The organism is Actinomyces sp. HMSC08A09 (assembly GCF_001807465.1).
Classification (GTDB): Bacteria; Actinomycetota; Actinomycetes; order Actinomycetales; family Actinomycetaceae; genus Actinomyces; species Actinomyces oris.
On the sequence record NZ_KV789153.1, the window covers coordinates 41,427 to 55,779 of the forward strand.

Sequence of the window (14,353 nt, forward strand, 5' to 3'; positions counted from 1 at the left end):
GAACGCGATGCGGCCCGGCTCTCCTCCAGGGGGCCGGGCCGCACGGCTCGAGGCTGTCAGCGCGCTCAGCGGCGGATGCCGAGGCGGGCGATAAGAGCACGGTAGCGCTCGATGTCCTCCTTCATGAGGTAGTCGAGCAGGCGACGGCGCTTACCGATGAGCAGGTAGAGGCCGCGACGCGAGTGGTGGTCGTGGGCGTGGCCCTTGAAGTGCTCGGTGAGGTTGGAGATGCGCTCGGTGAGGATGGCGACCTGGACCTCCGGGGAGCCCGTGTCACCCTCGTGGGTGGCGTACTCGGCGATGATCTCTTGCTTGCGCTCTGCGGTAACCGACATGCGGACTCCTTCGGGTCTCGTTGCACGGAGCGCCGGGGCAGGTTCTCCCGGGCATGAGGTATCCGTGGCCGATCGACGGCCCGCCAACCTTACCAGCGCCGCTTCCCTCCGATCACGCCAGAGGCTGTGCGAACCGGCACAGTCCCGGGGCGGAAGCGCGATGCGACGGTCAGGCTCCGACGGCGAGCGCCTCCCCGAAGGCTCGACGCACACACCCGAAGCTACTGCGCGGTGACGTCCTCGGGACGGATCGGCTCGGGGACCGGGACTCCCAGAATCCGTGCGGTGTCCTCGATATCGGCGCGCATCTGCACCAGGAGCGCGTCGAGCCCATCGAAGGCGAGCATGGGGCGCAGGCGCTCGACGAGCTCGACCCCCACCTCCTCGCCATAGAGATTGAGGTCGGCTCGCCCCAGGACATGAGCCTCGACCGTGCGCTGGGGGACGTCGTCGAAGGTGGGATTGGTGCCGATCGAGATGGCGGCGGGCAGCCGCTGGACATCGCCTTCATCTGCGCAGCCGCGAATCAGCCAGCCGGCGTAGACCCCGTCGGGCGGCACGACACCGGCGGTGGCGGCCTCCAGGTTGGCGGTGGGGAACCCGAGCTCGCGGCCGCGGCGCAGACCTCGCACGACGACGCCGCGCAGCCGGTGGGGACGCCCCAGGACCCGGCTGACCTGCCGCATGTTCCCGTCCTTGAGGCACTGGCGGATCCACGTCGAGGACCAGCGACGCCCCTCGTCGGAGCAGATGGTGGAGACGATCTCCACCTCGAAGCCGTCCTGGCGACCGATCTGCTCCAGGGTGGCGGCGTCCCCGGAGTTGCGCCAACCGAAGCGGACGTCGTCGCCGACGACGACCGCGCGAGCCCCGAGCAGCTCCTCCAGCCAGGTGCGCACGAAGTCCTGCGGGCTCTGGGCGGCGAAGTCGAGGGTGTAGGTGATGACCAGGACCGCGTCGAGACCGAGGTCCCCCAGGGAGGCCAGGCGGTCGGTCAGGGAGGCGATGAGGGGCAGGTCGGCCTCGGGCTGGTGGACGCTACGGGGGTGGGGGTCGAAGGTGACCGCGACGGCCAGGGGCCGCAGGTCGCCGTGGGCGAGCTCATGGGAGAGCTCGACGACGCGTCCCAGGACCGCCTGATGCCCGCGGTGGACGCCGTCGAAGATGCCCATCGTGACCACGGCGCCCGGCCCTCCCGGAGCGCTCAGGCTCGCTGGCACCTGCTCGGCGCCGTACCAGACCTCCACTGTCGCTGTTCCTGCTCTCATCGGCCCGTGGGCGCACAGCGCCCCTGTCTTCATCCGCATCCACACACCCCCGCCCACCCCGCCGGGTCGGGAGAGGTGCGTGCGCGGGACAACCCTGCCACGGGGGCGCGGCCGGATGCGAACCAGCCGCCCTCGACACGCCTTGACGCGTTTCGACCGTCAGTCTATTCTCGATACCGACTGTCAGTCGATTAGCGTCGAGAACCGTTCCCTCACCTGGGAATCCCTCATCCGGGAAAGAGCCCGCAAGACCGAGGACAGACTCCAAGGAGGCTGCTGTCATGCTGATGCGACTTCTCAAGGCGGACCTGGCGCGCGGCGCCGTCGTGGCCGCCACCCTGACCGCTCTCATCGCCCTGGCGGCCACACTGATGTCGGCTGGGACGTCCCTGGTGGTGGACAGCCTGTCGGCCACGCACCGGCTCTCGCAGCGGGCCAAGCTGCCGGACCTGGTGCAGATGCACTCCGGCCGTATTGACGACCGCGACCGGCGGGCGATCGAGACGTGGGTGCAGGCGCGCAGCGACGTCACCGACCACGAGGTCATCAAGACCCTTCCAGTAGCGCGCCAGGAGCTGTCCATCAACGGCGTCAACCAGTCCGAGTCCTACAACGAGCCCGCCTTCGTCACCTCTCCCAAGCACCTCGACCTCCTGCTCGACGACGACGGCGAACCCGTCAGCCCGGGGCCGGGAGAGGTGGTGCTGCCGATCCACTACCGGGCGATCAACAGCGCCGATGTCGGCGACACCGTGACCGTCAGCAGTGCCGGCAGGACCACGACCCTGACCGTCGTGGGATTCGCACGCGACGCCCAGATGAATGCCGCCATGATCCCCTCCAAGCGCCTGGTGGTCTCGCCCGAGGACTTCTCCGCCCTGGAGCAGCAGATCACCGAGCCCGAGTACCTCATTGAGATGAGCCTGACCGACTCCGCCCGTCCCGGCGGCGTCATCGACGCCTACAAGGAGGCGGGTCTGCCCAGTAACGGCATCAACGTCAGCGCCTCGATGATCCAGCTCATGAACTCACTCAACGCCATGCTCATCGTGGCAGTGGCCCTGGTGGTGGCTGTCGTTCTGGCGGTTGTCGCCGTCCTCTCCCTGCGCTACACGGTGCTGGCGGCCGTCGAGACGGACCTGGCCCAGATCGCCGTGCTCAAGGCCATCGGGGCGCCACTGAGGCGGATACGCCGCCTCTACGTGGCCAAGTACCTGGCTCTGTCAGCGCTGGGGGCGGCCCTGGGCTACGTGGCCGGCCAGCCCCTGGCCACCGCCCTGGAGGCCCCGACGACCCTCTACCTGGGTCGGCCCGCGACAACCCTGTGGAGCGTGGGGCTGCCGATCCTCACGGTTCTGGTTCTGGCGTTCGGAGTCATCGGCTTCACCTGGTTGGCTCTGCGGCGCATCGGCCGCATCTCGGCCATTGAGGCCCTGCGCAGCGGCACCAGCGCCTCCCTGCGCCCACGCCGGCAGCGCTGGAGACTGACCACCCTTCGCCGCCTTCCGGTTCAGGTGTGGCTCGGGGCGCGCGAGGCACTGCGCCCCTCCAACGCCCTGATGCTCGGTGTCCTGGCGCTGTGCACCTTCACCATGGTGCTGCCGACGAATGTCTCCTCGACTCTGGGCGACCCACGTGTGGCCACCTACCTGGGGGCCGGTCGGGCCGACCTTCGTATCGACGTGCGCACCGGGGTCCAGGACCTGGCCGCCGTGGAGAAGGCCGTCGACTCCGACCCCCGCGTCGCCCGGCACACCACGATGCTGCGCCGCAGCTACAAGATGTCCGCTGCCGCCGGCGGCTCGGAGACGGCGCTCATTGATATCGGGGACCATGAGGCCTTCCCCATGGAGTACCTCTCCGGGCGCGCCCCCACCACCGACGGCGAGATCGCCCTGTCCTTCAGCCAGGCCCAGGACACGGGGGCCAAGGAGGGCGCCACGGTCACCGTCCGGACCGCCGACGGTGACAAGGACCTGACGGTCACGGGTGTCTACCAGGACATCACCAACAACGGGCATACCGCCAAGGCCACCTTCGACGACGGCGCCCCCGCACTGTGGCAGATCGTCTACGCCGACGCCGGCTCCACTCAGCAGGCCAGCGCCCTCGCCAAGCAGCTGAGCGGCGAGTACCCGGGGATCCAGGCGGTCAGCATGAATCAGTATGCCGCCCAGTTCTTCGGGGCCACCGGCTCCCAGGTCCGCGTCGTCACCACGCTGGCATGCGCCATCGCGCTGGGGCTGTCCTTCCTCATCACGGTGCTGTTCACCGTCCTCATCGTCTCGCGGGAGCGACCTCAGATCGGCGTCCTGATGGCGCTGGGGTGCACCAGACGGGCAGTTGCGGGGCAGTACCTCATCCGTTTCGGCCTCCTGGCGCTAGTGGGGACCGCCCTGGGGCTCCTGGGGGCCTCCGCTCTGGGCAGCCCCGCGATCGGGGCGGTCATGGCCTCGCGCGGAGCCCCCGACCTTCAGCTCCTCCCCAACTGGTGGCTGGTGGGGCTCGTCCTGCCGGGGGCACTGCTGGCCACCGTCGTCGGCGCCGTCGCCCTGGCAATCAGACGCCTACGCACCATGCCCCTGACCATGACCCTGACCACCGGCGAGTAAGGAGAGACAGAATGCGTGCCTCCACCCCATCGCGTTCCCCATGGCGCACCGGATCAGCAGCCGCCGGACCGGCCGTCCCCGTGGGAGCCGGGCAACCGGTCCTGCGGGCCCAGCACCTGTCCAAGAGCTACCACTCCCCCGTCCTGCGAGACCTCGACCTGGATGTCGAGCAGGGGCAGTTCGTCGCCATCATGGGGCCCTCCGGGTCCGGGAAGTCCACCCTTCTGCACTGCCTGAGCGGCATGGACCAGCCCGACGCCGGCTCGGTGCTCCTGGGCGGCCAGGAGATCACGAGCCTGAGTGAGAAGGAGCTGGCAGCGCTGCGACTGACGCGTTTCGGATTCGTCTTCCAACAGGCGCACCTCATGACCACCCTGTGCCTGCTGGACAACATCGTCCTGCCCGGGTTCCTGGCGGGCCTGCGTCCGCGCTCCGAGATCACGGCGCGTGGAGAGGAGCTCATGGAGCGTATGGGGATCGCCGAGCTGGCCACCAGCGGCGTCACCGAGGTCTCCGGAGGCCAGCTGCAGCGCGCAGGCATCTGCCGGGCCCTCATCAACGACCCCGGGATCGTCTTCGCCGACGAACCCACCGGAGCGCTCAACTCCGCCACCGCGCTGCAGATCCTCGACCTGCTCGGGGAGATTCACGCCTCGGGGACGACTCTGGTCATGGTCACCCACGACACCCAGGTGGCGGCCCGGGCCGACCGTGTCCTGGTGCTCGTGGACGGGCAGATCAAGGAGGACCTGCTCCTGGGACGATACGAGGAGGCTGACGGCCCCTCACGCCTGACGACGGTCACCGAGGCCCTCCAGCGCCACAGCGTGTGACGGGGCCGAGTCAGTGGCCTCCGCAACCGCAACCGCCACCGCCCGAGGCGGAGGCGGAGACATCACGCAGACCCAGCAGGTTACCGGCCTTGTGCCCGGGGGTGACGCCCTGCGGCGCTCCCGCTCCCAGGGCCGTCGTCACCGCTGAGGCGATGGCGACGGCGTCGACGACCTCCGGGGAGGTCTGCGCGGGCTCGGGCCGGTATCCCTCACCCACCGGCTGGGCGACTGCGGGAGCGGCGGCCCGCTCGTCCTGCTCGCTGCGCTTGCCGTGCCCGCCGCATCCGCAGCGGCATCCTCCGGTCTGGCTCATCATGTCTCCTCACGCAAAGGTGCTCATCGGGTGTGCTTTCGCCGGACGGGCCGGCGGCCCGGGTGCGCGTCTCAGGCCGGGTCCAGGACCAGCACCGGGCGCGCACGTGGACCCTGGTGCCTCAACAGTGCCACGAGGCGCCCACCGGGGGCGAATCCGGCGACGACGCGCTGCTCGGCCGTCTTCGCAGAGGCCTGCAGCCGCCGGCCCTCGGGTGCCTCACCCCTCTCCAGGACCTCGGCGTCAAGGGGCTGGCCGTAGCGCAGTGCGCGTGCCTCGCCCTCGGTCAGAGCCAGCCACTCGAAGCAGCGCCGGGCGACCTCCTCCAGCGGGAGTGTGGTGACCCCGTGAGGCTCAGGGCTGGAGGCGTCGGTCTCGACCTGGGCGGACAGGTCCGCCAGGGTGTGAGCCTCATCGATGTCGAAGGGGCCCACTGCGGTGCGCCGCAGCGCGGTCAGATGAGCCCCGCAGCCCAGCGCCCACCCCAGGTCCCGGGCCAGGGCGCGCACGTAGGTGCCCGACGAGCAGGAGACGAGGATATCGATGTCGACGGCCTCCGCTGCGTCCGGGCCGTCGCTGAGGGCGGCTTCGACGACCGTCTTCCGGGGCTCTGCGGTCAGTCGCAGCTCGTGGATGGTGACGGGCCTGGCCTGCAGCTCGACGTCCTGCCCGTCACGGACGCGTTGGTAGGCTCGCACGCCGTCGACCTTGATGGCGGAGACCGCACTGGGCACCTGCTGGATCGGTCCGGTCAGGGCTGTCAGCACCTCCTGGAGGCGGGGCTCGGACAGGCCCTCGATCCGGCAGCCGCGGGCTGCGACGATCTCCCCGTCGGCGTCCTCCGTCGTGGTCTCCACCCCGAGGCGAACGGTGGCCTCGTAGGTCTTGTCGGCTCCCACCAGGTAGGTGAGGAAACGGGTGGCGCGCCCGATGCCCAGCAGCAGCAGGCCGGTGGCCATGGGGTCGAGGGTGCCGGCGTGCCCCACCTTGCGGGTGGCGGCCAGGCGGCGGGTGGCACCGACGACGTCGTGACTGGTCAGCCCTTGGGTCTTGTCCACCACGAGGATCCCGTCGGCCGCCGTGACCGCGCCGCGGGGGACGTCGGGGCGACGACGTGCGCGGTCGGGGCCACTATGACGGCCGGTCCGCTCCACGGGCTCGGCCCGCTCAGAGGCCTTCACCGGTCCTCGGCGTCCGTTGCGGACTCCTGATCGCCCTCCTCGGCCTGGGGGTCGCCGTCCCCGGCCTCCTCATCCTCCTCATCGTGGCGGTAGGGGTCGGCGTCACCGGCGTAGGTGGCTCCCTCGGCGACCTTGGCGATCTGGGCGTCACGCACCCTGGCCTGGGCCAGGGCGTCCTCGAGGGTCTTAGCGGTGGTGGGCAGGGCATCGAGCTGGAAGGACAGTGAGGGGGTCAGGCGGATGCCGAGGGCCTTGCCAACCTCGGAGCGGATGAGTCCCTTGGCTGAGCGCAGCGCCTTGGCCGTCTCCTCCCGCTCCTCATCGCTGCCGTAGACGGTGTAGAACACGGTGGCCTGCTGGAGGTCGCCGGTGACACGGACGTCGGTGACGGTGACGAAGCCCAGGCGCGGGTCCTTGATGCGCCCTTGAAGGAGGCGGGCGACAGTCTCATGAATGCGGTCGGCGACCTTGCGGGCGCGGGCGGCGTCGGCCATGGCGGGGCTCCTTCACGTGCGGGGTCCGGGCCTGTCAGGCCCGGGGCTGAGCGATCGGGACCGATCGGCGCGCCGTCCTCACCCACGAAAGAGCGGACCCTTCCGAGGCGGTCCAGTGCGCCTCACTATGCTACGCGGAGCGGCGACACGGTCACCGCAGCCATCCCCAAGCGCGAACGGATCAGGAACAGATCACAATGAGCTCCTCCCCCGGTGCATACTCCTCGAAAGACGGCCCCACCGCTACGCCACCGGCCCGTCCTGAGGCCGCGGCGACCTCGGCGTCAGGGACGCTCGACAGCACTGGGATGGCTCTGGTCATCGGCTGCTACACCCTGTGGGGCGTCTTCCCCCTCTACTTCCACCTCCTCTCGGCCGCCGGCAGTGTGGAGATCATCGGTCACCGGATCCTCTGGACGCTCGTCTCCTGCCTGACGCTCATCGCCCTGCGGCGCCGCTGGGCGCAGCTGGTTCACGTGGTGCGCTCACCGCGCCTGCTGGGGATGCTGGCCGTCTGCGGGCTGCTGGTCTCAGTCAACTGGCTCGTCTACGTCTACGGCGTCAACAGCGCGCGCACGGCCGACGCCGCCCTGGGCTACTTCATCAACCCGCTGGTGACGGTGGCCCTGGCCTCGCTGGTGCTGCATGAGCGGTTGCGCCCCGCTCACCGGGTCTCGATCGCGCTGGCGAGCGCTGGAGTGGCCCTCCTCGTGGTGCTGCAGGGCTCGCTGCCGTGGATCTCCCTGGCGCTGGCCTTCTCCTTCGCCTTGTACGGGCTGGTCAAGAAGCAGCTCGGGCCCGACGTGGACGCTCTGACCGGGCTGACGGTGGAGAGCGCCGTCGTGACTCCCATCGCACTCGCCTACCTGGGCCACCTGGCCTGGCAGGGGCAGTCGGCCTGGCAGGCCCCCGCTCAAGGGTGGTGGATCCTGGCGCTGCTCGTGGTGGCCGGCCCGGTCACGGCCGTGCCCCTGCTGCTCTTCGCCGCCGGGACCAGGCGCGTGCCGTTGTCCGTGGTCGGGATGGGACAGTACATCGCCCCAACCATCCAGTTCCTGCTGGCCTGGGGCGCCTTCCACGAGCGGATCCCGCTGGCCCGATGGGCGGCCATGATCCTGGTGTGGGCGGCGGTCGCAGTCTTCATCGGTGACGCGGTACGCCAGCTCCTTCGCCGTCCTCGCCCTCGTTAGCCTCCGGCAGGCCGCCCTGGGGACCGAAGCGCTCCAGGAGCGGTCCGATGATGTCCATCGGCAGGGGGAAGACGACCGTGGAGTTCTGGTCGGCGCCGAGCTCCAGGAGGGTCTGCAGGTAGCGCAGCTGGAGAGAAGCCGGTGACTTCGAGAGCGTGTCCGCCGCCTGGCGCAGCTCCTCGGAGGCCTGGAGCTCACCGCGGGCGTTGATGATCTTGGCGCGGCGCTCACGCTCAGCCTCAGCCCCACGAGCCATGGCCCGCTGCATCTGCTCGGGAATCTCGACATCCTTGATCTCAACGACACTGACCTCCACGCCCCAGGGCTCGGTGAGCTTCTCGATGATGTCTCGCAGGTCGGCGTTCAGGGCGCTGCGGTGGGCGAGCACGGTGTCCAGGTCAACCCGACCGAGGACGGACCTCAACGTGGTCTGCGCGATCTGGGAGGTGGCGATCGCGTAGTTCTCCACCGCCATGACGGCCTTGACCGGGTCAGTGACGTTGAACAGGACGACGGCGTTGACGCGCGCCGGCACGTTGTCCTCCGTGATGACCTCCTGGGGCGGGATGGTCAGGGTGACCACGCGGGTGTCGACCCGCACCAGGCGCTCGAGGAAGGGAACAACCAGGTGCAGGCCGGGGTCGTAGACAGGTCGCAGGCGCCCCAACCTGAACACGATGCCCCGCTCGTACTGGGTGATGATCTTGAGCGAGAGGGCCAGGACGAGCAGGACGAGGACGGCCAGGGCCGCAATGGCGGTGGTGGTGGTAGTCATGAAGGATCCTTCAGGAAGGTGGGTCGACGTGGCTCAGGACTGGGCCCGAATCATCTGCTGGTGGTGTCGGTGGCCTCATTCCACGCCGAGGACCACGAGCGCCGGGCCCCACCACGGGTGCCATCCGACCCGAGCTCGGCGCCAGTGGTCGGGACGCGCTTGCGGGTGCGCAGGGCGGTGACGCGGCGCAGCTCGGGCTCCACGGAGGCAGCGGAGGCGACAGTCCCGCCGTCCGCCTTCCCGGTGCCGTCAGCCCCGGAGAGGAAGGAGACATGCACGGTGCGCCCCGTTGCGGCCGCACGGGCCTGGGCGGTGGCGATCGCCTCGGCCGCCTCACGCACTGAGCGGTATCCCGAGGGGCGTGCGCTGATCGACACCGGGACGGGCCCGGTGCCCGATGAGCGACGAGCCTCCTCGGCCTCCAGGTACTCCTGCGAGCCGACGTGGGGCAGGTGGGCCGGCGCGTTGTCGGGGGTGCTCCACAGGTGACGGGCCAGCGGCAGGACTCCGGCCACGATGACGACGACGGTCGTCGTGCCCAGGACGATGAGGTCGCCGGTGGCGTGAAAGACCACCATGAGCAGCACCGGGATGAAGACGCCAACGCAGGCGATGACCAGGCCCACGCCACGGTGGAAGCGTCCGGCGTCGGAGTAGGGCCACGGGTCGACGGGCCGGGTGATCTCCCGTGGGCCGGGAGTGGGCGAGCAGCTGTCCTTGGACGGGCAGCGCCCGCAGATCGCATGGGCGCCCTCATAGCGGATGACACGCTTGTCCGGGTCGAAGGCGGTGGGCCACAGCCACTGGTCCTCGTGGCACCTCCAGCCGTCGACGTCGTCGTGGTACATGAAGTCCGAGTGCCTCCAGGACATGGAGTGCCGGGCGCTGCGTGAGCCGAGGACGTCCACGGCCCACGCAGCAGCCAGCATGATGAGCGCGTAGGCGGCGATGAGCCACACGCTCAGGTCGGGTGAGTCCATCAGTCGTTCAGCTCCGCGCGCTCACCGCGCCAGGCCTTGCGCCCACCCTGGATCTCCTCGTAGAGGGCGTCCTCGGCGAAGGTGTCCACCGTCCGCCCTCGACGCCAGTTCCTCAGTCCCAGGAAGGCGATGTAGAGGTAGGGCAGGACTCCACCGAGGATGAAGATGAGGTCGCCGGGCATCCGCCCCCACTCGATGATCGTGTTGACCGAGTTGGTGACGTAGGTGAGCTGGCGGGCCTCGAAGTAGCCCGTGCTCACCGAGTAGCGCAGCTGGAGGATGCCCAGCGGCAGCAGGGTGGCGAAGCACATCCAGGCCAGACCGATGTTGAGGCTCCAGAAGGAAGTCTTGGCGAGCTTCTCGGGCCACTTGTCGGCCGGCACCAGGTAGCGCAGGGCGAACATCCCCAGCGCCAGCGCCATGAAGCCGTAGACGCCCATCATGGAGGCGTGGGCGTGGTTGGCCGTCAGCGCGGTCCCGATCTCGTAGTAGGACACGATAGGCAGGTTGACCAGGAAGCCGAAGACACCGGCCCCCAGGAAGTTCCAGAAGCCGACGGCCATGAGGAACATGACGGCCCAGCGGTGCGGGAAGGGACCGGCCTCCTTGCCATGGCGGTTGGCGCCCAGCTGCATGAAGGCCCAGGCCTCCACCGTCAGGAAGGTCAGGGGGATCACTTCGGCGGCTGAGAAGAAGGCGCCCAGGGCCATGTGCTCGACCGGCGTGCCGGAGAAGTACAGGTGGTGCATGGTGCCGATGACGCCGCCGGCGGAGTACAGGATGATGTCCATGAAGATGATGCCCAGTGCGATCCTCTCGCGGACAACGCCCAGCAGGACGAAGACGTAGGCGACCATGACGGTGGTGAACAGCTCGAGGAAGTCCTCGACCCACAGGTGCACCACCCAGAAGCGCCAGAACTCGGCGACGGTCACGTGGGTTCCGGTGCGCGCCATCATCCCCACGGCGTAGAAGGCGGGGATCGCCAGGGCCGCGAACATGAACAGCCAGGGCATGTTGGCCACGTGCTCGTTGCTCAGGCGCGAACGCATGGCGCGCCAGATGATGAACACCCATACGAACAGGGCCAGGGTCAGCAGCACCTGGAAGACGAAGGGCAGGTCGAGGTACTCCCACTGCTGGGCGAACAGCGGTCCCTTGGCCCAGCTCAGGCCGTGCTGGCTGGCCCCCTCCGCCAGGCAGGACAGGACGACGACGACCGTGGCGGCGATGAACAGGGTCCACACCAGCACGTGCTGCTTCTTCGGCTCGCGCCTGGCGATGAACGGGGTCAGGAACAGGCCGGCCGCGAGCAGTCCGATGGCGGTCCAGAACAAGGAGAGCTGGACGTGCCAGGTGCGGGCCAGGGAGAAGGGCAGGAGCCGGCCCAGGTCGAAGCCGAAGAAGGACAGCACGTCGGCCCGGTAGTGCTCGGCCAGGGCCCCCAGGAGCGTCTGGACGAGGAAGAGGGCGGCGATGGTGAAGACGTACCAGGCCACTACTCGCTGCGACTTGGTCAATCCGACTTCCTCCGGCTGTCGGAAGGACAGGGCTGGCGCTTCCTCGGAGTGCCAGCCGATCTTCTGGCTCCAGCGGCCGTAGATGGCGAACATGACCCCGGTTCCACCGATGAGGACGATCAGTGACAGGACCGACCAGATCATGAGGTCACCGGTGGGCGCATTGCCGACCAGGGACTCGGCGGGCCAGTTGTTCGTGTACGAGTAGTCGTGGCCGGGGCGCTGCGCTGACGAGCCCCAGGCGGTCCAGCCGAAGAAGGCCGTCACCTGCTTGACCTGGACGGGGTCGGTGATGAGATCCGGCTTGAGGCCGTGGCTGTGGGCGTCGGGCCCGAACATCGTGGTGTAGTGGCTGACGGCCTCGTTGTAGGCCTTGACCTGCTCATCGGTCCACACCAGGGTTCCCGTGGAGGGGTCGTAGCGGTTGGTCCGCATCATCTCCTTGGTGGCGGCCGCCGGGTCGGCGACCCCCTTGGCGGCGAGCTGCTTCTTGACGCTCGTGGCCTCCATGCGAAGGTACTCGGCGGTGAAGTCCGGACCGAGGTAGCCGCCGTGTCCCAGGATGGAGCCGTACTCCATGAGACCCCTGGCCTGGAAGAGCTTCTGCCCCTCAGTGATGTCCTGCGTCGTGAAGAGGGTCTCGCCGCTCTCGGTGACCACCTTCTGCGGTTGAGGCATGGAATTGGTGTAGGTGCGGTAGGCCAGCAGGCCCATGACAGTGAATCCGAAGAGCATGACCAGGGCGACCCCCTGGATCCACCCCTTGCCGATGAGGCGAGCGCGTCGGGAGGACGCCCCCTCAGTCGTGGCAGCGGATGACATGAGATTACCTCCGTGTATCTCAGGAGACGGCGGATGTCTTCCGCGTCGTCACAGCCACCGTACAAGCCCCACAGAGCGTCGCGGGGGAACAATCCAGGACTTCTCCGTCGATATCCCGGCCGATCGGCCCCATTTCCTCAGATTCTCTCCATTGATATTCAACGCGTGGAACGGCGACACAACCGGCGTGCCATCCATTTTAGTTACTCCTGTGTTTCCTATTTAAGGAAGGTTGATATAACTTCAGCTCCGTCACATCGTCACCCCGATTGCGACGTCTTGTCACCATCTTCTAGATAGAACCGAGAAACAGCAGTACAATGATTTATACGGAAAGACTGTCACCCCGTTTGTAAGGCACGACGATGTCCCTTTTGCCCCTAGCCGCACAGACCGCCAACGACGTCGCCCAGCAGTGCGTGGACACTGAGACCTTCCCGCTGTGGTTGCGCGTCACCCACTTCATCAACTTCCTCCTCATGGGCGTGCTCATCCGCTCCGGGATTGAGGTCATCGCCTCGCACCCGCGCTTCTACTTCAAGGACCAGTGCGAGCCCGGCTCCGAGTGGATCCGGTTCACCAAGGACAAGGTGCCCCTCGAGGAGGGGGCTTTCACCGCCCGGGATGATCAGCGCGACCTCTCTCCCCTGCTGTCCCTGCCGGGCCGGGCCAAGATCGGGCTGGGGCGTGCGTGGCACGGGGTGGCCACCAGCTTCTGGCTGCTCAACGGCGTCATCTACGTCGCCTTCCTCGTGGGCACCGGGGCGTGGCACCGCCTGGTTCCCACCACGTGGCAGATCCTGCCCGACGCCTGGGACTCCCTGCTGACCTACGCGCACCTGCGCACCCCGTCCTTGTGCGACTTCACTCCTTATGACAGCCTCCAGCAGCTGGGGTACTTCTTCATCGTCTTCATCGCCGCTCCGCTGATGATCGTCACGGGACCGGTCATGTCCCCCGCCGTCGTGGGACGCTTCCCCTGGTACGCCAAGATGTTCGGTGGACGCCAGGCCGCCCGCTCCCTGCACCTGATCGGCATGTTCATCTACCTGGGCTTCGCCATCGTTCACGTGGGCCTGGTGTTCATCGTGCACGCTCCCCACAACCTCACCCACATCGTCTTCGGCTACTACGACCCCAACCGGGTGGGTCAGGCCTACGTCACCGTGATCGGGACGATCGTCGTCGTGGTGGCGCTGTGGATCGCCATGTCCTACTGGACGCTGACGGACACCCGTCGCAGCCAGCGGATCCTGTGGGACGCCACGCGGGGGATCCGCCGCCTCACGGTGGACCGCTTCAGTTCTCAGCAGGCCGTTAAGAAGCCCTGGACGGAGAAGGACATCTCCAAGTTCCACTGGGTCAACACCCGCACCCCCTCACGGGAGGAGTCTCCGGAGTACCAGGAGCTGGCGGCGAACGACTTCGCCGACTTCCGTCTCGAGGTGGGTGGCATGGTCTCGGCGCCGGCGTCCTTCTCCCTGGCGGAGCTCAAGGCGATCGCCAGCCAGTCCCAGATCACCATGCACACCTGCATGCAGGGCTGGACGGGGATCGCCAAGTGGACGGGGATCCGTGTGCGGGACCTGCTCGCGCAGGTCGGTCAGATCGATCCCGAGGCCGGCTGGGTGATGTTCGAGTCCTTCGGCATGGCCCAGCACATGCACGACGGGCGTCCGGTCGAGCCGTACTACACGTGCCTGCCTCTGGACATGGCCCTCGAGGATGACACGATCCTGGCCTGGGACCGCAATGACGCGCCGCTGTCGGGCATGTTCGGTGCTCCGCTGCGCCTGCGCTGCGAGACGAGCCACGGCTACAAGATGATTAAGTGGGTCCGGTCGGTGACGTTGATCCGTCACTACAGCGAGGTCGGTGACGGCATGGGCGGGACCCGTGAGGACTCCGGGTACCAGGACGTCAACGCGCGCATCTGACGCTCATCGCCCCACCCGCATTTTCTCTCTCGTGGACGAGGCGATGCGGGTCCGTCTGACACGGTGGCCGGCCACCCCAGTGCGGGGTGGCCG

At 68.3% G+C, this 14,353-nt stretch carries 12 protein-coding genes; 4 read left to right on the plus strand and 8 right to left on the minus strand.

What is annotated here, in order from left to right; genetic code table 11:
* Window positions 1-65: 65 nt before the first annotated feature.
* A complete protein-coding gene (gene rpsO, locus HMPREF3165_RS11555) occupies window positions 66-335 on the minus strand; it encodes a 30S ribosomal protein S15 (protein WP_010613637.1) in 270 nt (89 codons plus the stop codon).
* Between the two features lie 221 nt (window positions 336-556).
* Window positions 557-1,582, minus strand: a complete 1,026-nt coding sequence (locus tag HMPREF3165_RS11560; protein WP_003786336.1) for a bifunctional riboflavin kinase/FAD synthetase — start codon at window positions 1,580-1,582, stop codon at window positions 557-559.
* 302 nt (window positions 1,583-1,884) lie between these two features.
* On the opposite strand from HMPREF3165_RS11560, the gene HMPREF3165_RS11565 reads away from it, so the two are divergent.
* Window positions 1,885-4,215 carry an FtsX-like permease family protein gene (locus tag HMPREF3165_RS11565; RefSeq protein WP_070513702.1) on the plus strand — a complete coding sequence of 777 codons (2,331 nt, stop codon included), beginning with the start codon at window positions 1,885-1,887 and terminating at the stop codon, window positions 4,213-4,215.
* 11 nt (window positions 4,216-4,226) lie between these two features.
* Window positions 4,227-5,048, plus strand: coding sequence for an ABC transporter ATP-binding protein (locus HMPREF3165_RS11570; RefSeq protein ID WP_070513704.1), 822 nt, complete (start codon window positions 4,227-4,229; stop codon window positions 5,046-5,048).
* A gap of 10 nt (window positions 5,049-5,058) precedes the next feature.
* Here the strand turns inward: HMPREF3165_RS11570 and HMPREF3165_RS11575 are convergent, their stop codons facing one another.
* The 3 genes from HMPREF3165_RS11575 to rbfA all read right to left on the minus strand — a co-directional run bounded on the left by HMPREF3165_RS11575 (window position 5,059) and on the right by rbfA (window position 7,036).
* Window positions 5,059-5,361, minus strand: a complete 303-nt coding sequence (locus HMPREF3165_RS11575) for a hypothetical protein (RefSeq protein ID WP_070513706.1) — start codon at window positions 5,359-5,361, stop codon at window positions 5,059-5,061.
* Window positions 5,362-5,432: 71 nt separating this feature from the next.
* Entirely contained in the window at window positions 5,433-6,542 is a 1,110-nt protein-coding gene (gene truB, locus HMPREF3165_RS11580) for a tRNA pseudouridine(55) synthase TruB (RefSeq protein ID WP_083303313.1), read from the minus strand.
* Window positions 6,539-7,036 (minus strand): 30S ribosome-binding factor RbfA, encoded by a 498-nt coding sequence (gene rbfA, locus HMPREF3165_RS11585; protein ID WP_070513707.1) that lies wholly within the window; start codon window positions 7,034-7,036, stop codon window positions 6,539-6,541. The genes truB and rbfA overlap by 4 nt, the downstream gene beginning before the upstream one ends.
* A gap of 197 nt (window positions 7,037-7,233) precedes the next feature.
* On the opposite strand from rbfA, the gene rarD reads away from it, so the two are divergent.
* Complete coding sequence (rarD, locus tag HMPREF3165_RS11590; protein ID WP_070513709.1) at window positions 7,234-8,226, plus strand: EamA family transporter RarD; 993 nt, start codon at window positions 7,234-7,236, stop codon at window positions 8,224-8,226.
* On the opposite strand, the gene HMPREF3165_RS11595 is transcribed toward rarD, so the two are convergent.
* From HMPREF3165_RS11595 to HMPREF3165_RS11605, 3 genes are read right to left on the minus strand one after another with little or no spacing between them, the layout of a single operon-like run.
* Window positions 8,177-9,001: a slipin family protein gene (locus HMPREF3165_RS11595; protein WP_070513711.1), complete on the minus strand. Its 825-nt coding sequence runs from the start codon at window positions 8,999-9,001 to the stop codon at window positions 8,177-8,179. The genes rarD and HMPREF3165_RS11595 overlap by 50 nt on opposite strands.
* A 50-nt stretch (window positions 9,002-9,051) precedes the next feature.
* Complete coding sequence (locus HMPREF3165_RS11600) at window positions 9,052-9,981, minus strand: hypothetical protein (RefSeq protein WP_070513713.1); 930 nt, start codon at window positions 9,979-9,981, stop codon at window positions 9,052-9,054.
* The gene (locus tag HMPREF3165_RS11605; protein ID WP_070513714.1) at window positions 9,981-12,323 is read right to left on the minus strand and encodes a nitric-oxide reductase large subunit; all 2,343 of its coding nucleotides are present in this window, start codon (window positions 12,321-12,323) and stop codon (window positions 9,981-9,983) included. The genes HMPREF3165_RS11600 and HMPREF3165_RS11605 overlap by 1 nt, the downstream gene beginning before the upstream one ends.
* A 365-nt stretch (window positions 12,324-12,688) precedes the next feature.
* Here HMPREF3165_RS11605 and HMPREF3165_RS11610 point away from each other — a divergent pair, with 365 nt between their 5' ends.
* The gene (locus HMPREF3165_RS11610) at window positions 12,689-14,260 is read left to right on the plus strand and encodes a molybdopterin-dependent oxidoreductase (protein ID WP_070513716.1); all 1,572 of its coding nucleotides are present in this window, start codon (window positions 12,689-12,691) and stop codon (window positions 14,258-14,260) included.
* Window positions 14,261-14,353: the final 93 nt, after the last annotated feature.

Bases quoted from the DNA above. Each gene is read 5' to 3' on its own strand.
- rpsO (WP_010613637.1), bottom strand. From the start codon at position 335: ATGTCGGTTACCGCAGAGCGCAAGCAAGAGATCATCGCCGAGTACGCC.
- HMPREF3165_RS11565 (WP_070513702.1), top strand. From the start codon at position 1,885: ATGCTGATGCGACTTCTCAAGGCGGACCTGGCGCGCGGCGCCGTCGTG.
- HMPREF3165_RS11570 (WP_070513704.1), top strand. From the start codon at position 4,227: ATGCGTGCCTCCACCCCATCGCGTTCCCCATGGCGCACCGGATCAGCA.
- HMPREF3165_RS11575 (WP_070513706.1), bottom strand. From the start codon at position 5,361: ATGAGCCAGACCGGAGGATGCCGCTGCGGATGCGGCGGGCACGGCAAG.
- rbfA (WP_070513707.1), bottom strand. From the start codon at position 7,036: ATGGCCGACGCCGCCCGCGCCCGCAAGGTCGCCGACCGCATTCATGAG.
- rarD (WP_070513709.1), top strand. From the start codon at position 7,234: ATGAGCTCCTCCCCCGGTGCATACTCCTCGAAAGACGGCCCCACCGCT.
- HMPREF3165_RS11595 (WP_070513711.1), bottom strand. From the start codon at position 9,001: ATGACTACCACCACCACCGCCATTGCGGCCCTGGCCGTCCTCGTCCTG.
- HMPREF3165_RS11600 (WP_070513713.1), bottom strand. From the start codon at position 9,981: ATGGACTCACCCGACCTGAGCGTGTGGCTCATCGCCGCCTACGCGCTC.
- HMPREF3165_RS11605 (WP_070513714.1), bottom strand. From the start codon at position 12,323: ATGTCATCCGCTGCCACGACTGAGGGGGCGTCCTCCCGACGCGCTCGC.
- HMPREF3165_RS11610 (WP_070513716.1), top strand. From the start codon at position 12,689: ATGTCCCTTTTGCCCCTAGCCGCACAGACCGCCAACGACGTCGCCCAG.